General features: G+C 71.8%; 19 protein-coding genes and 1 pseudogene. 10 read left to right on the top strand and 10 right to left on the bottom strand.

From position 1 onward, the window contains the following. The first annotated feature begins 43 nt into the window (after positions 1-43). The 5 genes from QPJ90_RS01390 (at position 44) to QPJ90_RS01410 (ending at position 6,185) form a co-directional block, all read left to right on the top strand. Complete coding sequence (locus QPJ90_RS01390; RefSeq protein ID WP_290132689.1) at positions 44-1,708, top strand: HAD family acid phosphatase; 1,665 nt, start codon at positions 44-46, stop codon at positions 1,706-1,708. 126 nt (positions 1,709-1,834) lie between these two features. Then, complete coding sequence (locus tag QPJ90_RS01395) at positions 1,835-2,512, top strand: response regulator transcription factor (RefSeq protein ID WP_290132690.1); 678 nt, start codon at positions 1,835-1,837, stop codon at positions 2,510-2,512. An 85-nt stretch (positions 2,513-2,597) separates the two neighbouring features. Then, positions 2,598-3,854: a HAMP domain-containing sensor histidine kinase gene (locus QPJ90_RS01400; protein ID WP_290132691.1), complete on the top strand. Its 1,257-nt coding sequence runs from the start codon at positions 2,598-2,600 to the stop codon at positions 3,852-3,854. Between the two features lie 70 nt (positions 3,855-3,924). After that, positions 3,925-4,593 carry a PepSY domain-containing protein gene (locus QPJ90_RS01405; protein ID WP_290132692.1) on the top strand — a complete coding sequence of 223 codons (669 nt, stop codon included), beginning with the start codon at positions 3,925-3,927 and terminating at the stop codon, positions 4,591-4,593. A gap of 236 nt (positions 4,594-4,829) precedes the next feature. Then, positions 4,830-6,185: a hypothetical protein gene (locus tag QPJ90_RS01410; protein WP_290132693.1), complete on the top strand. Its 1,356-nt coding sequence runs from the start codon at positions 4,830-4,832 to the stop codon at positions 6,183-6,185. On the opposite strand, the gene QPJ90_RS01415 is transcribed toward QPJ90_RS01410, so the two are convergent. Beyond that, positions 6,087-7,082, bottom strand: a complete 996-nt coding sequence (locus QPJ90_RS01415; RefSeq protein ID WP_290132694.1) for a TerC/Alx family metal homeostasis membrane protein — start codon at positions 7,080-7,082, stop codon at positions 6,087-6,089. The genes QPJ90_RS01410 and QPJ90_RS01415 overlap by 99 nt on opposite strands. A 318-nt stretch (positions 7,083-7,400) precedes the next feature. Between QPJ90_RS01415 and QPJ90_RS01420 the strand changes: the two genes are divergently transcribed. Then, positions 7,401-8,438 carry an LLM class flavin-dependent oxidoreductase gene (locus QPJ90_RS01420; protein ID WP_290132695.1) on the top strand — a complete coding sequence of 346 codons (1,038 nt, stop codon included), beginning with the start codon at positions 7,401-7,403 and terminating at the stop codon, positions 8,436-8,438. A 105-nt stretch (positions 8,439-8,543) separates the two neighbouring features. Here QPJ90_RS01420 and QPJ90_RS01425 read toward each other — a convergent pair whose 3' ends face one another. Further along, positions 8,544-9,278, bottom strand: coding sequence for an SDR family oxidoreductase (locus QPJ90_RS01425; protein ID WP_290132696.1), 735 nt, complete (start codon positions 9,276-9,278; stop codon positions 8,544-8,546). Positions 9,279-9,347: 69 nt separating this feature from the next. On the opposite strand from QPJ90_RS01425, the gene QPJ90_RS01430 reads away from it, so the two are divergent. Further along, positions 9,348-9,947, top strand: a complete 600-nt coding sequence (locus QPJ90_RS01430) for a TetR/AcrR family transcriptional regulator (protein WP_290132697.1) — start codon at positions 9,348-9,350, stop codon at positions 9,945-9,947. Here the strand turns inward: QPJ90_RS01430 and QPJ90_RS01435 are convergent. From QPJ90_RS01435 to QPJ90_RS01455, 5 genes and pseudogenes are all read right to left on the bottom strand, one after another. Continuing rightward, positions 9,944-10,678: a YafY family protein gene (locus QPJ90_RS01435; protein ID WP_290132698.1), complete on the bottom strand. Its 735-nt coding sequence runs from the start codon at positions 10,676-10,678 to the stop codon at positions 9,944-9,946. The two genes, QPJ90_RS01430 and QPJ90_RS01435, sit on opposite strands and share 4 nt — an antisense overlap. A gap of 27 nt (positions 10,679-10,705) precedes the next feature. Then, positions 10,706-11,101 (bottom strand): nuclear transport factor 2 family protein, encoded by a 396-nt coding sequence (locus tag QPJ90_RS01440; protein ID WP_354670497.1) that lies wholly within the window; start codon positions 11,099-11,101, stop codon positions 10,706-10,708. 68 nt (positions 11,102-11,169) lie between these two features. Then, positions 11,170-11,379 (bottom strand): helix-turn-helix domain-containing protein, encoded by a 210-nt coding sequence (locus QPJ90_RS01445; protein ID WP_354670498.1) that lies wholly within the window; start codon positions 11,377-11,379, stop codon positions 11,170-11,172. Positions 11,380-11,560: 181 nt separating this feature from the next. Further along, a pseudogene (locus QPJ90_RS01450) lies at positions 11,561-11,851 on the bottom strand (response regulator); the annotation flags it as partial. Next, positions 11,848-13,509 (bottom strand): ATP-binding protein, encoded by a 1,662-nt coding sequence (locus tag QPJ90_RS01455; RefSeq protein ID WP_290132699.1) that lies wholly within the window; start codon positions 13,507-13,509, stop codon positions 11,848-11,850. The pseudogene QPJ90_RS01450 and the gene QPJ90_RS01455, both read right to left, overlap by 4 nt. Positions 13,510-13,699: 190 nt before the next feature. On the opposite strand from QPJ90_RS01455, the gene QPJ90_RS01460 reads away from it, so the two are divergent. Continuing rightward, complete coding sequence (locus QPJ90_RS01460; protein ID WP_290132700.1) at positions 13,700-15,124, top strand: cation:dicarboxylase symporter family transporter; 1,425 nt, start codon at positions 13,700-13,702, stop codon at positions 15,122-15,124. An 80-nt stretch (positions 15,125-15,204) separates the two neighbouring features. Here the strand turns inward: QPJ90_RS01460 and QPJ90_RS01465 are convergent, their stop codons facing one another. Then, positions 15,205-16,095 (bottom strand): SDR family oxidoreductase, encoded by an 891-nt coding sequence (locus QPJ90_RS01465; protein ID WP_290132701.1) that lies wholly within the window; start codon positions 16,093-16,095, stop codon positions 15,205-15,207. 77 nt (positions 16,096-16,172) lie between these two features. Between QPJ90_RS01465 and QPJ90_RS01470 the strand changes: the two genes are divergently transcribed. After that, positions 16,173-16,757: a TetR/AcrR family transcriptional regulator gene (locus QPJ90_RS01470; protein ID WP_290132702.1), complete on the top strand. Its 585-nt coding sequence runs from the start codon at positions 16,173-16,175 to the stop codon at positions 16,755-16,757. A 16-nt stretch (positions 16,758-16,773) separates the two neighbouring features. Here the strand turns inward: QPJ90_RS01470 and QPJ90_RS01475 are convergent, their stop codons facing one another. Beyond that, positions 16,774-17,643, bottom strand: coding sequence for a GNAT family N-acetyltransferase (locus QPJ90_RS01475; RefSeq protein WP_290132703.1), 870 nt, complete (start codon positions 17,641-17,643; stop codon positions 16,774-16,776). Positions 17,644-17,750: 107 nt separating this feature from the next. Beyond that, on the bottom strand, positions 17,751-18,305 hold the full coding sequence (locus tag QPJ90_RS01480; RefSeq protein WP_290132704.1) for a hypothetical protein: 555 nt from the start codon (positions 18,303-18,305) through the stop codon (positions 17,751-17,753). Between the two features lie 323 nt (positions 18,306-18,628). Here QPJ90_RS01480 and QPJ90_RS01485 point away from each other — a divergent pair, with 323 nt between their 5' ends. Further along, positions 18,629-19,105 carry a hypothetical protein gene (locus QPJ90_RS01485; protein ID WP_290132705.1) on the top strand — a complete coding sequence of 159 codons (477 nt, stop codon included), beginning with the start codon at positions 18,629-18,631 and terminating at the stop codon, positions 19,103-19,105. Positions 19,106-19,270: the final 165 nt, after the last annotated feature.

Genomic DNA, 19,270 nt, shown 5'->3' on the forward strand with positions numbered 1-19,270 from the left:
TCGTGCCCCCTTCGAGGGCCATCCCCGATCGAAAGCGACACCGATGCCCTTCCCGATCCGCCGCGCCGTGCTCGTCACCACGACCACGGCAGCGCTCGTCGCCGGTTCCGTCCTGACCGGCTCGTTCTCCGCCAGCGCGCACCCCGCGCACGACCCCGGCCACCACGACGGCCAGCTCACCCCGCGCACCTCGTTCACCATGGCGGCCGACGGCTCGTCCGGTGCGACGCAGGGCGGCGAGGGCATCCCGAACATCGACTCCGTCAAGAAGACGATCGCGACGTACTACGGCGACCCCGGCACCGGGATCGCGAACAAGGACGACAGCCCGTACATCCGCGAGGTGCGGTCGATCATGGCGAAGCAGACGAAGGAGCTCCGCGGGGAGTACCGCCGCGCCGTCGCGCACCACCAGAAACCCGCGATCGTCCTCGACGCCGACGACACCACGCTGTGGACGTACGACATGGAGGTCGGGGACATGCACTTCGTGTTCACCCCGGCCGAGCAGGACGTCTGGGTCCAGGACCAGCGGTTCCCGGCCGTGCCCGCGATGGTCTCCTACGTGAACGCCGCGAAGGCGATGGGCTTCACGATCTTCGGGCTCACCGGGCGCAACGACGACCAGAAGGCCGCGACGCTCGCCAACCTCGAGAAGGTCGGGTACCAGGGCTTCACGTCCGACCACTACTTCACGAAGTGGACCGGCAAGGGTGCCTCGCAGCAGCCGTCCTACGTGCAGTGCGCCGCGGCCTCGTGCACGACGGTCGAGTACAAGGCGCTGACCCGGAAGCACATCGAGCGCGACCTCGGCTACACGATCGTCGACAACCTCGGCGACCAGTGGTCCGACCTGCAGGGCGGGTACGCCCAGGAGCAGGTCAAGCTGCCGAACCCGACCTACTACCTGCCGTCCGCGGACCTGCCCGGCGTCCGAGAGCCGTGGCTGGCCCCGCGCACGCACTTCCGGATGGCGGCCGACGGCTCGTCCGGTGCGACGCAGGGCGGCGAGGGCATCCCGAACATCGACTCCGTCAAGAAGACGATCGCCACGTACTACGGCGACCCCGGCACCGGGATCGCGGACAAGACCGACAGCCCGTACATCCGCGAGATGCGGTCGATCGTCCGGAAGCAGGCGCCGCTCGTCGCCGCACAGTGCTTCGTCGCGTCGAAGCAGCACCGCAACCCGGCGATCGTCCTCGACGCCGACGACACCACGCTGTGGACGTACGACATGGAGGTCGCGGACATGCACTTCGTGTTCGACCCGGCACTCCAGGACGAGTGGGTGCAGGACGAGCGCTTCCCGGCCACCCCGTCGATGACCTCGCTCGTGTCCGTCGCCGAGCGCTCGGGCTGCACGATCATCGGGCTCACCGGCCGCAACGAGGCGCAGCAGACCGCCACGATCGAGAACCTCCAGAAGGTCGGCTACCCGCAGTTCGCCGCCGAGCAGGACGGCAACCGCACGTACTACACGAAGTGGACCGGCACGGGCACGTCGCAGCAGCCGTCGTACATCACGTGCGCGACCGCGAAGTGCACCACGATCGAGTACAAGTCCCAGACCCGGGCGCACATCGAGTCCCGGTCCGGTGGGCGCTACGACATCGTGGCGAACTTCGGTGACCAGTACAGCGACCTGATCGGCGGCTCCGCCGACCGGAGCGTCAAGCTGCCGAACCCGACGTACTACCTGCCCTGATCCGTTCCCGCATGACGGCCTGGAGGCACGGTGCCAGCTGGCACCGTGCCTCCCGTCCGTTCCGTGGTCGCGTCGCGACCCGGCGCGCTTCAGCGCCGCTTCAGGCGGCTCCGACAGGCTGACGGCGTGCGCGTACTCGTGGTCGACGACGAGGTCCGGCTCGCCGACGGCATCCGCCGAGGGCTCGAGGCCGAGGGCTTCGCGGTCGACGTCGCCCACGACGGGGTCGACGGCCTCTGGTACGCCCGGGAGCACCCCTACGACGCGATCCTGCTCGACCTCATGATGCCGGGCATGAGCGGGTGGAAGGTCTGCGAGACCCTGCGGGCCGAGGGGAACTGGACGCCCGTGCTCATGCTCACCGCCAAGGACGGCGAGTGGGACCAGGTCGACGCGCTCGACGGTGGCGCCGACGACTACGTGACGAAGCCGTTCTCCTACCCGGTGCTCGTCGCCCGGCTGCGCGCGCTGGCCCGGCGCGGCTCGCGGGAGCGGCCGACCGTGTTGTCCGCCGGCGACCTCCGGCTCGACCCCGCCGAGCGACGGGCCTGGCGCGGCGAGCAACTGCTCGACCTCACGAGTCGGGAGTTCACCGTGCTCGAGTACCTCATGCGGCACGCGGGGCAGGTCCGCTCGAAGTCGGACGTCATCGCGGGTGTCTGGGACGAGGCGTTCGAGGGTGACCCGAACATCGTCGAGGTGTACGTCGGACACCTCCGGAGGAAGGTCGACCGGCCGTTCGGACGGGCCGCGATCGAGACCGTCCGCGGGGCCGGGTACCGCCTCGACGCCGACGGTGGCTGAGCGCTCCGGCGGGCTGGCTGCTCCCGCTCGTCCACGTCGCCGTCCTGCGAGCATCAGGGCCCGTGCGACGGCGGGTGCCGCGGCGGTGATCGCGGTCGCCCTGGTCGTCGGCGCCGTGGCGTTCGTCTGGGTGCTCCGGTCCTCGCTCGTCGGCGGCGTGCAGACGACCGCGGAACAGACCCTCGACACCCTCGCCGCCCGGATCGAGGCCGACGGACCGTCCGTCGTGGCCGACCAGGACGACGACCTGCTCGTGCAGGTCGTCACCGACGGGCGGGTGCTCGCCCACGGCGACGACGCGGACGACCCGACGCTCCCCACGACCGACGGGTCGCGGTACCGGCACGACGGCGAGTCCTGGCTGCTCAGCACCGACGACGTCGACCTGCCGGGCGGCGGTGAGGCGACCCTCGTCGTCGGGGCGTCACTCGCCGACGCCGACGCCGCGACCGCGGAGGTCTCGGTGCTGCTCGCCGTCGCCGTGCCCGTCGCGGTGCTCCTCATGGCCGGGGTGACCTGGGTCGTGGTCGGGCGTGCCCTGCGACCCGTCGACCGGATGCGCCGCGAGGTGGACTCGATCGCGGCAGCCACCCTGGACGCCCGGGTCGCCGAACCCGGCAGCGGCGACGAGGTCGACCGGCTCGCCGCCACGATGAACCGCATGCTCGGCCGACTCGAGCGCTCGCAGGAGGTCCAGCGCCGGTTCGTCGCCGATGCCTCGCACGAACTGCGGTCCCCGCTCGCGACGATCCGGCAGCACGCCGAGCTCGCCCGTGCGCACCCGGAGGTCACGGACACCGACGAACTCGCCGGCGTCGTGCTCGACGAGGGCGCCCGTCTGGAGGACCTCGTCACCTCGCTCCTGCTGCTCACCCGGGTGGACGAGCGCGGGGTGGAACGGGACACGGCCGTGGACCTCGACGACGTCGTGCTCGCCGAGGCGGCACGGCTCCGTGGCCTCGGCGTCACGGTCGACGCTGGTTCGGAGGGGGCGGCGCGGGCGTCCGGCGACGCGGTGCTGCTCGGACGGGTGGTGCGGAACCTCGTCGACAACGCCGCTCGGCACGCTCGGTCCCGTGTCGTCCTCGGTCTGCAGCGCCGCGGCGACGTGGTCGAGTTGACGGTGGACGACGACGGCTCCGGGGTCCCTGCCGACCAGCGCGAGCGGGTGTTCGAGCGGTTCGTCCGGCTCGACGAAGGACGTGCCCGGGACGCCGGCGGATCGGGGCTCGGGCTGGCGATCGTGCACGACGTCGTCCGGGCGCACGGCGGGAGCGTGGCGGTGTCGGACGCGCCCGGTGGCGGGGCGCGGTTCGCGATCCGACTTGCCGCGACCGACTGAGGGCACCGCTCCGGGCCGCGTCCCAGGCCGCTTCAGGGTGGCTTCAGCACCCGCTCGACACACTCTCGGCATGGACACGACACGCTTCCCCGCCACCGCCCGCCGCACCGCCCTCGTCGCCGCGGTCCCCCTCGCGCTCGTCCTCGCGCTCGCCGGGTGCTCCACCGGGTCCACCGGTTCCTCGGACACCGGCTCGGGCTCGGGTTCGGGCTCGGGTTCGTCGAGCAACTCCGACGGGTCCGGCACCGGGTCCTCGGCGACCGCCGAGCGCTCGTCGGCACCGTCGGGCTCGGCGACAGCCGACGGGTCGGCTCTGCGCGCCGCCGTGTCGACCGCACGCGACGCGGTCGCCTCGGGCACGGTGATCGCAGTCGAGCAGGAGGCCGGCGGCTCCTCGTGGGAGGTCACGGTCGTCGACCGCGACGGCGGCGAGCACGCGGTGCACACCGACGCCGCCGGTTCGCGCGTCACGGCCGGCCCGACGGCCGATGCGACCGATGCCGACGACGTCGCCGAGAACCGCCGGTTCGTGGACGCCGCCGACCTCGACGTCACCGAGGCCGCCGCGAAGGTCGTCGACGTCGCGCCGGGCACGGTCACCGAGCTCGGGCTGGACGACCACCGGGGCGCGGTCGTCTGGGAAGCCGACGTCCGAGGCAGCGACGGCACGAAGCACAGCGTCCGGATCGACGCCGGATCGGGTGCCGTCGTCACGAACACGGTCGACACGGACGACTGACCGCCGGCCCGCGACCCTCGGTGGGTGCTCAGGCTCGACACCAGGAGCACCCGACAACCACAGGATCGTCGGCCTACCGTCGGGTTCGACCTGGAGGACACACCATGAACCTGGACGGCTTCGACGTCCCGACGCTCATCATCTTCTGCGTGGCTGCGGCCGTCGTGATCGGCGGACTGCTGTCCAGTCGTCGTCGACACTGACGCACGGGGAGCGGGCGGTACGCTCCAGTACTCGTGAGCAGCGAACCGACCACGGCGGCAGCGGGTCCGCGGGCCGGCGTCGCGTCCTCGGCGCTCCTCTCCACCGTCGGCATCGGCGTCCAGGGCGCGACGAAGCTGCTCGTCACCGTCGTGATCGGCCGGGTGTTCGGCACCGAGGTCCTCGGCCAGTCGTCGGCGCTCCTGTCGCTCGGGGTGTTCGCCGCCCTGCTCTGGCCGTCCGCCGCCGGCAACACGGCGGCCCGTTCCCTGGCGATCGCGATGCGCGCCGGTCGGTCCGACGCCGCGGTCAACCGGCGCCTCGGTGCGTCGATGCTCGTCTCGTCGGTGGTGCTCGCCGCGCTCACGGTCCCGGTTGCCGTCGCGTGGGGCAACGGCCCGTGGACGGTCCTCGGCGGCGTCTCGGTCGTCGTGGGCTACGGCCTCTACGCCTACACCCGCGGGGCGCAGCTCGGGTACGACCGGGCCCGACGGGTCGCCGTGTGGGACGGTCTGACGAGCCTGCTGACCCTCGGCCTGCTGGTACTGGCGTGCGTCACCCGAGCGGAACCGTTCGTGCTCCTGCCGCTCGGCATCGGGTACACGGTGTTCGCGGTGGCGTGCTGGCCACGGGGCACGGCCGGCGACGCGACCGCACCCGAGCCGACCCGCGGGGTCCTGGGGTTCGCGGCCTGGAACGTGCTCGCCGGCCTCACCACGAACGGACTGCTGCAGCTCGCCATGATCAGCGCGCGGGTGACCGCCTCGGCGCACGACGCCGGGGTGTACGCGGCGGCCTTCTCGCTCGCGACGCCCGCGTCGATGGTCGGCCAGGCGGTGGCGCAGGTCGTCGTCCCGGCGTTCGCACACCGCGGCGAGGCGTCGTCCCTCCGGACGCCGGGGACGCTGCGGTTCGTCACCGGCTTCGCCGCCGGGACCGCCGTGGTCTTCGGCCTGGTGGCGCTGCTCGCGGACTGGTTCCTGCCGCTGTTCTACCCGGACGAGGGCGTGGCCGCGGTCGCCGACCTCCGGTACCTCGTGCTCGGCGTGTGGGTGTTCACGATGTCGCTCGTCCCCGCGGCCCTGCTGCTCGCCGCGGGACGGTCACGGCAGGTGGCGCTCGCGTCGGTCAGCGGCTTCGTCGTCGGCGTGGTGCTCATGGCCGCCCTCGCCCCCGCGACCGGTGTCGCAGCGGGCAGCACCGGGTTCCTCGTCGGCAGCGCGGTCAACCTCGTGGCGGTCGTCGCACTCGGCCTCGGGCGGCCGACGCCCCGGACCGGACCGACGACGGCGTCAGCGCTCGACGGGACGGCGGTCGACGGGCTCGTGCCGCATCCGTACGAGGCTCGCGAGGGTCGCACCACCGATCGCGACGACGATCACCGCGAGTGACGTCCACGTCCCGATCTCCGGCGCCCACTCGACGTGCTGCCCGCCGTTCAGGAAGGGCAGCTCGTTCTCGTGCAGGGCGTGCAGCACGAGCTTCACGCCGATGAACGCCAGGATCAGGGCGATCCCGTACTTGAGGTAGATGAGACGCTCGAGCAGCCCACCGAGCAGGAAGTACAGCTGCCGCAGCCCCATGAGCGCGAACACGTTCGCGGTGAACACGATGAAGGCACTCTCCGTGATGCCGAAGATCGCGGGGATCGAGTCGAGCGCGAACAGCAGGTCGGTGGTGCCGATCGCGACGAGCACCACGAGCATCGGCGTGAAGTGTCGCTGCCCGTCGACGTGCGTCCGGAGCCGGATCCCGTCGTACGTGTCGGTGACGCGGACGCGGCGGCGCAGCAGCCGCACGATGAAACTGTCCTCCTGCTCCTCGCCGTCGTGGTCCTCGCGCACCTGCTGGATCGCGGTCCAGATCAGCCACGCACCGAAGAGGTAGAAGATCCAGGAGAAGTCCTCGATGAGCCGCGCGCCGAGCAGGATGAAGACGCCGCGCAGCACGAGCGCGATGATGATGCCCATCATGAGCACCGCCTGCTGGATCGGCTTCGGCACCGCGAACCGCGCCATGATGATGACGAAGACGAACAGGTTGTCGATGCTCAGGCTGTACTCGGTCAGCCAGCCCGCGAGGAACTGCCCCGAGGCGTCACCGCCGGCGAACACCAGCATCGCGAGGGCGAACAGGAGCGCCAGGCCGACGTAGAACCCGACCCAGAGTCCGGACTCCCGCATGGTCGGTTCGTGTGAACGACGCGAGACGATCACGAGGTCGGCGAGCAGGATCGCGACGACGACGACCATCGACCCGATCTCGAACGCGATGGGCAGGTCCGGCACGCGACGATCCTTCCGTGGCCGACGAGCTGCGCCACCCGTGCGGTGGGCCGTCCGGCACCCCGCGATCCTACCCGTGCGATCGTTCAGGTCCGGTCGGGATGGAGCGAGCGGCGTCCCGGCCCGAGCAGGGTGGCTCGAGGGCCGGGACGGCATCGCGATGACGAACCCCGGTGCGTTCGGGTCGGACCGGTCGGGTGCGGTTCGTCTGGTCACGACTCTAGCGGTCCACCGAACGGCGGACAAACCGATCTGTCTACCCAGAACGGGGGCCACACCGTCCGCCCGGTGCAGTGTCGCCGTGTCTGCGACGATCGACCCATGCCCCACGACGGTCAGCCCCTCGCACGACTCGGCTTCCTCACGATCGGCACCTTCGACCCCGCACACCCGGGGCGCGGGCACGAGGAGACCCTCCGCGTCATCGAGCGAGCGGAGTCCCTCGGCTACGACAGTGCGTGGCTGCGGCACCGCCACCTGCAGCACGGCATCTCCTCCCCCGTCGCGCTCCTCGCCGCCGCGTCCCAGCGCACCGCGCGCATCCACCTCGGCACGGCCGTCACACCGATCGGCGCCGAGAACCCGTTCCGGCTCGCCGAGGACCTCGGCACCGTCGACGTGCTCCTCGGCGGGCGGCTCAACCCCGGGTTCTCGTCGGGCACCCCCATGAACTACGACCTGTACCGCGACGCGATCCACCCGGACACGGCGGAGCTGGAGGACTTCGGCGACGCCCGACTCCTGCGCTTCCGCGACCTCGTCCGTGGCGACGCGGTCGTCGACCACGCCGAGCGCCGGGGCCTCGAGGAGTTCGCCACGACCGTCCAGCCGCACAGCCCCGGCCTCGTCGATCGGCTCTGGTACGGCACCGGCAGCACACGGTCCGCGGTCTGGGCGGCCCGGAACGGCTTCCACCTGCTCACCTCCAGCGTGACCCGGAGCGAGGTCGGCACCGACTTCGCCACGAACCAGCGCGCCCAGGTGGAGGCGTACCTCGACGCCCACCCGGACCCCGCCGCCGCACGCGTGTCGCAGGGCCTCGTCGTCGTCCCGACCGACAGCGCCACACCCGAGCAGGAGGCCCGCTACCGCGCGTACGCCGAGGCACGGTCCGCACGCGTCGGCGTCCCCCAGGGTCCGGCAGGGCTGCTGTTCGCCGCCGACCTCGTCGGGTCGTCGGCGGAGATCGCGGACCGTCTGCGCGCGGACGCCGGCTTCCAGGTCGCGACCGAGGTCGCCTTCGCGTTGCCGTTCTCCTTCGAGGCCGACGACTCCGCCCAGATCGTGACCGACATCGCCGAACACCTCGGCCCGGCACTCGGGTGGCGTCCGGCGTCGAACGGCTCGTCGCCCGGCTGAGCCACGGCGGACGTGCCGCCGCCAGGGGCGGACCGGGGAACGGCCTGGAGGCACGACACGCGTCGGACGCGTGTCGTGCCTCCAGGCTGTGGCCGGATCGCGCGGTCAGCCGCTCACCACCGCGCGGGCCGCGGCCTTCGTGACGGCCGCGAGCTCCTCGGCCGGACGCGAGAGCAGCGACTTCACCATGCGGGAGTCCTCGTCCGCCAGCACTTCGGACGCGCCGGAGAGCACACCGTCGTAGGCCTGTGCGACGACGTCGGCGGGATCCGACTTCGGGACGTCGAACCGGGCACCCATCGCGGTGTCGACCATGCCGACGATGAGCCCGGTGACGGTCGTGCCCTGATCGGCGAGTTCGACACGCAGCCCGTTCGTGGCGGACCACGCCGCGGCCTTCGACGCCGCGTAGACGGTCGACAGGGGGATCCACGCGGCGAGCGACAGCACGTTCAGCACGGCACCGCCACCGTTCGCGGCGAGCACGGGCGCGAACGCCCCGGCGACGCGGATCGGCCCGAGTGTGTTCGTCGCGAAGACGGAATCGAGCGACTCCTCCGTCGGGTTCGCGATGCTCGCGTCGGACGCGGGGGCGATGCCGGCGTTGTTGACCAGGAGGTCCACGTCGCGGGCCGCGGCGACCGCTGCGGCGATCGACTCCGGGTCGGTGACGTCGAGGCGGAGGGGGACGACCCGCTCGTCATCCCAGTCCTTCGGCGTCCGCGCCGCTGCGTAGACGCGGCGGGCACCCCGGTCCAGGGCCTGGCGGACGAACTCGGCCCCGAGCCCTCCGTTCGCTCCGGTGACGAGGACAGTGCGGTGGTCGAGCTGCTGGGCCATGGTGCTCCTGCGGTAATCTGATCGAAGTGGGGAATCTCCCCGTTCCAGTATGTGGGGACAGTCCCCACTTTGTCGACACCGATCTGGGAGGCCCTCGTGCGCGCTGACGCGAAACGCAACCGGGACGCGATCCTCGACGCGGCTCGGACCTGCTTCGAGTCCGAGGGGATCAACGCGCCGACGGACGGCATCGCCGTGCGTGCGGGCGTGGGGAACGCGACGCTGTACCGGAACTTCCCGACGCGTGACGACCTCCTCGCCGCGGTCGTCGAGGACAGCGTCGACGCGCTGCTCGCGGAGTCGCTCGCGCTCGAAGGCCGTGCGCCGGTGGCGGCGCTCCGCGAGTGGATGTTCCAGCTGACGTGGCGCCTGCGGATCTGGCAGGACCTCCCGACGTGCATCGCCCGCACGAAGGACGAGGACGGCAACCCGGTGCAGCCGGTCAGCGAGCGGCTCACCGCCCGGACGGCCGACTTCCTCCGGGCTGCTTCCGGGAACGACATCGGAGCAGGCGTGCCCGCGACCGAGGTCTTCGAGCTGCTGACCGCCGTGTCGTGGGCGGTGGACCGCTTCGGGGACGACGAACGACGTGCCCGTGCGCGAGTCGACCTCGCGACCGCCGGGGTCGTGGCGCGGGTCGCGGGCGCTCCGGATCCCCGCCGGGCTTAGTCGTCGCGGTACCGCGCGCCGAGCCCGCGCGTCGGCCACTGCGCGAGGTCCCGCTCCCACACCGCCGGGTCACGGGGAGGCGCCACCTCGTCGAGCACCTGGAGGTCGATGATCCGATCGGTCCGGAAGCCGCGGACGCCGTCCCGGAGACGACACCAGCCCGCGAGCCACCAGGCGTCCGCCGCACGGAGCAGGCCGAACGTCTCGACGACCCGGACCGTCCGCGAGCCGGCGTCCGTGCTGCCGTCCGGATGCGACCCGAGGTACTCGATCCGGACCACCCGCCTGGCGGCGACGACGTCCGAGAGCATCGCGGCTCGGACGCCGGCGGTGGCCGCCATCGCGGGGTCCACGGTGTGCATCCCGCCGAGCACGGTCTGCACCGATGCACGGAGCCGGTCGTCGACCACCGCGCCGATCTTGGCGCCTGCCCGACGTGCGGCCGACTCGAACGGCGACGACTCGAGGAGCGAGAGTCCCGCGAGGACGGCGGTCGCTTCGGCACCGGTCAACCCCAGCGGCGGCAGCGAGTACTCCGCCAGGATCGAGTAGCCGCCGTTCCGGCCGGTGTCAGCGTAGATCGGGACACCGGCGGCCTGCAGCGCAGCGACGTCCCGCTCGACGGTGCGTGCGGACACCTCGAACTCGGCCGCCAACCGGGACGCGGACCACGGACGCCGCGACGCGCGCAGCAGGTCGATCAGTGCGTGGTGTCGCTCGGACCGCTTCACGCCCTCACCCTGCCAGGGACCACCGTCTCACGCCCGCATGCTCCGCTGCCCGCCGGCGGACCACACCCGCGTCACGAGCCCGTCCTCGGCGAAGTCGAACACGTCGACCCCACCGACGTGGACGGCGCCCTCCTCCATGTCCCAGGTCAGCCGCCCGTGCGGACCGTCGAGCGCGCTGCCGATCGCGGTGAACACTGCGTCCGGGTGCTGTCCGTGCCACCACTCGAGGTAGGCGGCGAACTCGTCCGCCGTCCGGATCCGGTCGGCCGGGGTGGAGCCGTCGGGTTCCGTGACCGCGAAGCGGATGCGGAAGTCGTCGGCGCAGACCTCGCGGGCGATGGCGGCGTCCCCGTTCCACATCGTCAGCCAGCGGTCCAGCGCGTCGCGGGCGGTGCGGCTCGTGTCGTTCGTGTCGTTCGTCATGCGTCCAGTCGACGACACCGACGCGACAACGGTGTGTCGGTGTTCCTCGACGTCGGACGAGCGGGTCGTCAGCGGAGCCAGCGGTACGCGTACTCCGGTCGGCCGGGGCCGTTGTGCCGAACGTCCTTGCCGGCCTGGCCCGCACCGATGAGGTGCTCCAGGTAGCGGCGTGCGGTCACCCGCGAGATCCCGAGCGCGTCGGCGACCTCGGACGCCGAGACAGCCTGGCCGGTGTGGGTCAGGTGCGCCCGGACCGCGTCGAGCGTCTCCCGGGCGATCCCCCTTCTCGTGGTCCGGCGGCGCGGTCGGACGCAGCGAGCCGAGGCTCTGGTCGATGTCCGCCTGGGTGAGGGACCGTCGGTCCTCGAACCCGCGCCGGAACTCGCGGTAGGTGGTCAGGCGCTCGGCGAACGTGCGGTAGCTGAAGGGCTTGACGAGGTACTGCACGACGCCGAGCGCGATCGCGTTCTTCACCCCGCGGGCGTCGTGGGCGGCGGTCACGGCGATGACGTCGACGGCGGACCCGGCGGTGCGGAGTGCACGGACGAGCTGCAGGCCGTGGGCGTCGGGCAGGTTGAGGTCGAGCAGGACGAGGTCCGGCTGCTCGGCGGCGACGGCGGCCAGCATCGCGCGCCCGGTCACCGCCGACCCGACGACCGTGAAGCCGTCGAGACGCGCCAGGTACGCGGCGTGCGCCTCGGCGGTCAGGGGTTCGTCCTCGACGATGAGGACCCGGACGGTGTCGGTCACGCGGGCACCCGCCCCGGTGTGAGGTCGACCACGAACCTGCTGCCGTCGGGACCCGTGCTGACGGTGACCTCCCCGCCGATGCGCGCCACGGCGGACCGGACCAGGTCGAGGCCGAAGCCGCGCCCCTCCGGACCCGCGGACTTGGTGGACCATCCGCGTCCGTAGGCCGCGTCGAGGTCGGGGATGCCGGGGCCGTCGTCCTCGACGACGAACCGGGTGTGGCCGCCGGTGGTGGTCACCGTGACGGTCACGGTGCCGCGGCGCTCGGCGGTCGCGTCGACGGCGTTGTCGACGAGGTTGCCGAGGACGGTGATGACGTCGCCGGGTGCGGCCGCCACGGGCGCCGTGAGCCCGCTCGTGCGCGCGGTCAGGGTCACCCCGCGTTCATGCGCCTGCGCTCGCTTGCCGTCGAGCACCGCCGCGATGACGTCGGCAGGGGTCTCCGCCTCGGCGGCGGCACCGCCGGGCGCGCCCACGTCCGCGCCCACCTCGGCGGCGGCACCGCCGGGCGCGCGCAGGTCCGCACCGCCGCGCGCATCCGCGTGCCGGTCGAGCTCGTCGGACGCGAACCGGATCGCCTCGTCCACCCGCCCGAGCTCGAGGAGCGCGACCACGGCGTGCATCCGGTTCGCGAACTCGTGCGTCTGCGAGCGCAGTGCGTCGGTGAGGGTCCGGGTCGCCGCGAGCTCGCCTGACAGGTGCAGCAGCTCGGTCTGGTCCCGGATCGTGGCGACGGTCCCGAGCGGGCGGGAGGACCCGCGGGAGAACGCCATCTCCTGGTTGACGACGAGCACCCGGTCGGCGGTCGCGTACGTCTCGTCGACGGCACGGTCACCCGAGGCGAGCAGGGTCCGCAGCTCCTCGGGCACGTCGAGCGACGCCAGCGGGACCGGTCGCTGGCCGTCCACCGGGGCCGGCAGGTGCAGCAGCTCGGCGGCGCGGTCGTTGTGCAGCACGACGTCGCCCGAGCGGTCGATGACGACGAGCCCCTCGTGGACCGAGTGCAGGACGCCCTCGTACGACGCGAACACCCGCGCGAGCTCCTCGGGCCCGCGACCAGCGGTGACCCGGCCGAGGTACCGGCTGAGCAACCACGAGAACAGGGCCGACACCGCGACGACGGCGAGCGCCAGCAGCACGACGGACACCAGCCGCGGCAGCAGCGCCGTCGAGATGTTGGCGACGGTCACCCCCGCGGCCACGAGCCCGATGACCCGACCGTCTCCGTCGGTGATCGGTGTGACCGCACGCACCGACGGGCCGAGGGTCCCGGTGAACGTCTCCGTGAAGGTGTCCCCTGCGAGGGCGGGCGCGATCGTGCCCCGGAACGGCTGCCCGATCTCGGCACGGTCGGGGTGGGTCCACCGGGTGCGGTCGGGCGCCATGATCGTGATGAAGTCGGTGTGGGTGCGGCGCATGAGGTCGAGGGCGTAGGGCTCGAGCCGCTCCGACGGGTCGGCGGTGGTGGCCTGTTCGACGACGAACGGGTTGCGGGCGATCGAGACCGCTACGGCCTCGGACTTCTCTGCGGCATCGGTCTCGAGGTCGGCCCGCGCAGACGACCAGCTCCAGGCCCCGCCGACCACCACCCCGACGACCACGAACACGAGCTGCAGCGCGAACAACCGTGTGGCGATGCTCCACCGTCTCGGTGCCACTGTCCTGCCCTCCTCGCCTCGTTGCGGGAAGACCCATCCTCGCGCACCGCGGGCCGATCGCGCAGCACGGCCGTGAACGCAATGAACACAAGTCGACGTGCGCTGTCCGGAAGGGCGAGGGTGTCCCCACTCCCGAGAGGACGAGCCGACCGGTGCGACGACGCGCCGGTCCCGACGACAAGGAAGTCTCATGGCATCGACGCACCCGTCCAGCACGCGCCCCACGCGGCGTCGCGGCCTGGACCGCTCGCACTGGCTGTACATCGCCGTCATCGTGGCGGTGGTCGCCGGCATCGTGGTCGGTCTCGCGGCCCCGGCCTTCGCGGTCGGCCTCAAGCCGATCGGCGACGGCTTCATCGCCCTCATCAAGATGATGATCGCGCCGGTGATCTTCTGCACGATCGTCCTCGGCGTGGGGTCCATCGCCAAGGCCGCGACGGTCGGCAAGGTCGGCGGCCTGGCGCTCGGCTACTTCGTCGCGATGTCGACGTTCGCGCTCGCGATCGGCCTCGTCGTCGGCAACCTCATCCACCCGGGCGATCACCTCGACATGTCGAAGGCGACGTACGAGCTGCCGGCCGGCTCGGAGGAGAGCGCGTCGTCGACGTCGGGCTTCCTGCTCGGCGTCATCCCCGCCACCCTGGTGTCCTCGCTCACGAGCGGCAGCATCCTGCAGACCCTGTTCGTCGCGCTGCTCGTCGGCTTCGCCCTGCAGGCCATGGGCGAGAAGGGGGCGCCGATCCTGACCGGCATCCGGCACCTGCAGGCACTCGTGTTCCGCATCCTCGCGATGGTCATGTGGGTCGCCCCGGTCGGCGCCTTCGGTGCGATCGCCGCGGTCGTCGGCGCGACCGGCGTCGCTGCCCTCGTGGCCCTCGGCACGCTCATGGTCGCCTTCTACATCACGTGCATCGTCTTCGTCGTCGGGGTGCTCGGGGTCCTGCTCCGCATCGTCACCGGGGTCAACATCTTCCGGCTCATGAAGTACCTCGGCCGCGAGTACCTGCTCATCGTCTCGACGTCCTCGAGCGAGGTCAGCCTGCCGCGCCTCATCGCGAAGATGGAGCACCTCGGCGTCTCGAAGCCGGTCGTCGGCGTGACGGTCCCGACCGGGTACTCGTTCAACCTCGACGGCACCGCGATCTACCTCACCATGTCGTCGCTCTTCATCGCGAACGCGCTCGGCACCCCGCTGAACATCCCGGAGCAGATCTCGCTCCTGGTCTTCATGATCATCGCCTCGAAGGGCGCCGCCGGCGTCACCGGCGCCGGCCTCGCGACGCTCGCGGGCGGCCTGCAGGCGCACCGGCCGGACCTCGTGAACGGCGTCGGGCTCATCGTCGGCATCGACCGGTTCATGTCCGAGGCCCGCGCGCTCACGAACTTCACCGGCAACGCCGTCGCCACCGTGCTGGTGGGCACGTGGACCCGGCAGATCGACAAGCAGCAGGTCGAGCGGGTGCTGTCCGGCGCGGCGCCCTTCGACGAGCGCACGATGTCCGCGGACGACCACGGCGCCACTCCGGCGGCGCCGGAGCGCATCTCGACCGAGGCGGTCCGCACCATCGTCGAGCCGGAGCACGAGCGCCGCGCAGCGGCCGCCGAGCGGCGCTGACGGACGGGAGGCCCGGATCACCGCACGCAGACCTGCTGCGGTGATCCGGGCCTCCAGGCTGTGCCCCGCACCCGCGTCGGTCAGTCGGCCGACGTCGTGTAGTACCCGGCGTCCAGGTCCTCGAGGAGCGTCGGGCCCGTCGGCTCCCAGCCGAGGAGCGCGCGCGTGCGCGCACTCGACGCCGGCTGGTCGCCGCCGAGGAGCGCGCCGAAGACGCCGAGCGTCGCGGGGTCGACCGCCTGCGCGGGCAGGCCGGTCTGCCGGCTGACGGACTCGGCGACGGCGCGCATCGGCACCCCCTCCTCGGCGACGGCGTGCAGCACCGACCGCGGCGGCGCGGACTCGAGGGCGAGCCGGAAGAGTCGCGCCGCGTCCTCGACGTGGACGGCCGGCCACCGGTTCGCACCGTCACCGACGAACGCGGCGACGCCGAGCTGCCGGTCGAGCTGCACGAGCGAGGCGATGAGGCCGTTGCGGTCCCCTGCGCCGTGCACCGTCCGTGGCATCCGGACGAGACCCGACCGGATGCCACGGTCCGCGAGCGCGAGGACCGCGGCGGCGGTCCGCGATCGTGCCCCGGCGGGACCGTCGGGGTCGAGCGCGTCGTCCTCCGTGGCGACCCCGGTCGGGTTCGTCGGTGTGCCGGACGCGGCGAAGAAGGCCTTGCCGCTGTCCGCGAGTGCATCGGCGAGGGCGGCGAGCAGGGCGACCTCGTTGTCGATCGTCTCGTCGAAGGCGTCGAAGTCGAGCGTGAACGCCAGGTGGGCCGTCGCGTCCGCACGCCGGGCCTGCTCGACGATCAGGGCGTGGTCGGCCACGTCGCCCCGGACCGGACGGGCACCCGCCGACCGGATGCGCTCGGCGGAGGCGTCGGAGCGGGCGAGCCCTGTGACCTCGTGGCCCTGACCGACGAGGTCGCGGGTGAGGGCGCTGCCGATCCAGCCGGACGCTCCCGTGATGAATACCTGCATGGCGACTCCTTGTGATGAGACTTGGTATCGTCACGGTACACCCGATGAGACCGAGTCGCATCGGCTAGCATGAGCCGGTGGCACGATGGCAACCCGATCCCCGCGGACGACTCCTGCGAGCGGCGCTCGACCTGTTCGCTGAGCAGGGCTACGACGCCACGACCGCCGCGCAGATCGCCGAGCGGGCCGGGCTCACGAAGGCGACGCTCTTCCGACAGTTCCCCGACAAGCGGGAGATCCTCTTCCAGGGGCAGGCGGCCACGGTCGAGACCGTCTCGCGCGTCGTGCGGGATGCCCCTGCCGACCGCACGGACGTGGAGGTGGTCGACGACGTGCTCGACGCCCTCGTGGCCGCGCACGTGCCCGAGCAGCAGGCGATCGGCGCGGCGATCACGGCGCTGACGGTGGCGCACGAGGCACTCCGGGAGCGGTACGTCTACAAGCGGTACGTCGTCACCGAGGCGCTCGGGGCGGCACTGCAGGAGCGCGGTGTGCCCGCGCACCGGGCGACGGTGCTCGCCGGGACGGCCGTGCGGGGGTACTGGGATGGGTTCGAGCGGTGGACGGTCGCGGGTGCGGGGGCGGCGCTCGGGCCGTTCGTGCGCGAGGAGGTGGGGGCGTTGCGGGCGGCGGCGGGCAGTCCGTCGCCGGCGCACTCGTGACGGAGCGGCCTGCCCCTCACACCGGCCGCACCCGATCGAAGCGCTCCTCCAGCGGCGAGAAGCCGGCCGACCGGTAGGTCGCCACCGCACTCTGCAGCGAACTCGGGGTGCACACCCACGCGATCGAGGCGCCGCGCTCCCGGAGCACCGCGGCGGCCGCGGTGCAGATCGCTCGCCCGAACCCGCGGCCACGGTGGTCCGCGTGCACGCCCATCGGCTCGAGGATCGCGGGTCGGCCGTTGCCCGCGCCCCACACCGTCACCCCGGCCACGGGGGCGCCGGAGCCGTCCCGTCCGAGCAGGCAGACGCCAGCGTCGAACGGCGTCCCACCGACCATCGTCTGCCAGCGCTCGGCAGTGAAGCTCGCGTTGCCCCACGCGGATCGGTGCACGGCCGTGAAGTCGGCGACACTCGATGCGTCCACGACCTCGGCGTGGAAGCCCGGCAGCGGCAGGTCGACCGGATCGGAGAGGTCGCGGGCGAGCGGCGTCCAGGCTTCGCCGGCTGCCCACCCGGTCGACGCGAGGTGCTCGTGGACCGCCGTCGTGGTGGGCACCTCGACCGACAGCGCGCCGGCCGGGAACCGTTCGTCATCTGCGCGGGAGAGACCCTCGGAGATGACGCGGGCGACTCCGGGGTCGGCCCAGCGCTCGGGTGCGACCGTCATCCGGAGGACCGAAGGACCGTCGAGGAACCCGATCGCCACGACCACGCCGTCGTCGGACCACACCCGCAGGGCGGCCGCCACCGATGTGGCTCCGTGCCGCCAGGCCCACCCGAGGTCGCCGGGGTGCAGTTGCACTGGGGCGTCTCGCTGCCACGACGACAGGGTCGTGACGACGGCTCGGAGGGCACTGGTGTCCGGGCCGTCGACGGTGATGGTCATGCATGCCAGTGCAGCACCTGGGACGCCGCTTCGCCAGGGGCAGGCCCGACGGCACTCACTGGCCATCGACGCGCGTGAGGAGGCTGCCGCAGCGATCGTGGTCTTGCTCAGCCCTGCAGCGCTTCGTCGAGGGTGAGCACTTCGGGCAGCTCGTCCCCTTCGTCGCTGGGAGCCTTCGTGAACTCGGTGTCTTCGGTGACCCCGCCAGCGCTGCGGGCGGCGTCGCTCTGCTGCATCTCGTAGATTCCGGCGCTGCCGCCGGTGACGAAGAAGTGGGTGGCGAGTTCACCTTCCAGTTCGGACGGGTGGAGGTACAGCAGGTACGACTTCCCTTGCTCGAGGAACGGTGCCGGACCGGAGGTCTTCGGCGAACCGATCTGCCGGACGGTGATGGTGGACCCGTCGGGATGGGCGCTGTCGGTCTTCGCGGACTTCGTCACGGTGAACGTCGAGAGGGTGAACACCCCGCCTTCGGAGAGGTCGGACACGGTCTCCTGGCTACTGACGGTTCCGGCGACGACGATGCTGCTGTCACCGGCGAGGGCAGGAACCGAGTCGTACAGCTGCACTCGGGACCCTTCGCTGGTGAAAGCGCTGGAACAGCCGGTGAGGCAGAGCGCGAAGACGCCGGCCGCGATGATGGCGATGAGGGTTCGCTGCATGGTCTGCTCCTGCTCAGTACAGCTTGACGATGCCGGCGACGTCGTCTGCGATGAGGCCGAGTTGGAGCCGCACCGTTGCGGCGGCTGTGCATGGCATCGTCATGGATTCCCCTGTTCGCGTACGGCGTGTGTGAGGTGACGACGACGTCGGATTCGCTGTCACCCCTGAGCCAATGATGAATGCTCACACAAGTGGGACGGATCCGTGCGCCGCTCGTGTCGCAAGTTCGGGGCGACCAGGAGCCGTGATCTGCTCCTGTAAGACTGAACCGGTGGATGGTTCCTGTGTGTGGATCAGTCTGACGGTCCAATCGGTTGCAGACATGGACTTGGAGCGGGCGCTCGCCGTCGCGCGCGCGTTCGACGCACGCCCTCAGCTTCGACCGCGGAAGGTCGGAGGCGACCCCGCGCGGATCGCGGTCGAGCCGTCACTGGAGGCAGTCGTAGCTGCGACGGGTCTCCCCATCGAGTGGCTGACATTCCGCGAGATGAAACCCGAGATGGAGATGGGCGAGTTCCGCCTCCTGACCGGACGCGGCGGCGCCATCGGCGACACAGTCGACGGAGAATTCAAGTGGCATCTCACGGGAAACGAGCTGACGCAGAAGTGGGGTCGTAGCGTCATCGATGACCGAGCACTCGTCGAGGAAGTCGCCACGCTGTTCGGTGACATGGTGATCGCCCTCGACGCAGCGTGGGGCGCCGTGGATCTCTCCGAGAGCTCGCTCTCCGGCGGCCCGTCCGTGTTTGTGATTTGCTCGCCCCCCGATCAGCGCGCATCGTGCGGAGGGCGCCGATAACACTCATTACGACTACCCGGGTGGAACTCGCTCGCCGGCCGCTGGGTTCTCGCATCGGAGCTTTGCTCCGACCAGCCGGTGGGCGGCAAAACGAGGCGGGTTCGGCACGAGAAGAAGCGCCGCCCTCCCGAAGGTGGACGGCGCTTCATATCGTCGATGAACGCG

This window comes from Curtobacterium sp. 458, assembly GCF_030406605.1.
Lineage (GTDB): Bacteria > Actinomycetota > Actinomycetes > Actinomycetales > Microbacteriaceae > Curtobacterium.

Coding starts and splice junctions, on each gene's coding strand:
- QPJ90_RS01390 (WP_290132689.1), top strand. CDS start 44: ATGCCCTTCCCGATCCGCCGCGCCGTGCTCGTCACCACGACCACGGCA.
- QPJ90_RS01405 (WP_290132692.1), top strand. CDS start 3,925: ATGGACACGACACGCTTCCCCGCCACCGCCCGCCGCACCGCCCTCGTC.
- QPJ90_RS01420 (WP_290132695.1), top strand. CDS start 7,401: ATGCCCCACGACGGTCAGCCCCTCGCACGACTCGGCTTCCTCACGATC.
- QPJ90_RS01425 (WP_290132696.1), bottom strand. CDS start 9,278: ATGGCCCAGCAGCTCGACCACCGCACTGTCCTCGTCACCGGAGCGAAC.
- QPJ90_RS01440 (WP_354670497.1), bottom strand. CDS start 11,101: ATGACGAACGACACGAACGACACGAGCCGCACCGCCCGCGACGCGCTG.
- QPJ90_RS01460 (WP_290132700.1), top strand. CDS start 13,700: ATGGCATCGACGCACCCGTCCAGCACGCGCCCCACGCGGCGTCGCGGC.
- QPJ90_RS01465 (WP_290132701.1), bottom strand. CDS start 16,095: ATGCAGGTATTCATCACGGGAGCGTCCGGCTGGATCGGCAGCGCCCTC.
- QPJ90_RS01475 (WP_290132703.1), bottom strand. CDS start 17,643: ATGACCATCACCGTCGACGGCCCGGACACCAGTGCCCTCCGAGCCGTC.
- QPJ90_RS01480 (WP_290132704.1), bottom strand. CDS start 18,305: ATGCAGCGAACCCTCATCGCCATCATCGCGGCCGGCGTCTTCGCGCTC.
- QPJ90_RS01485 (WP_290132705.1), top strand. CDS start 18,629: ATGGACTTGGAGCGGGCGCTCGCCGTCGCGCGCGCGTTCGACGCACGC.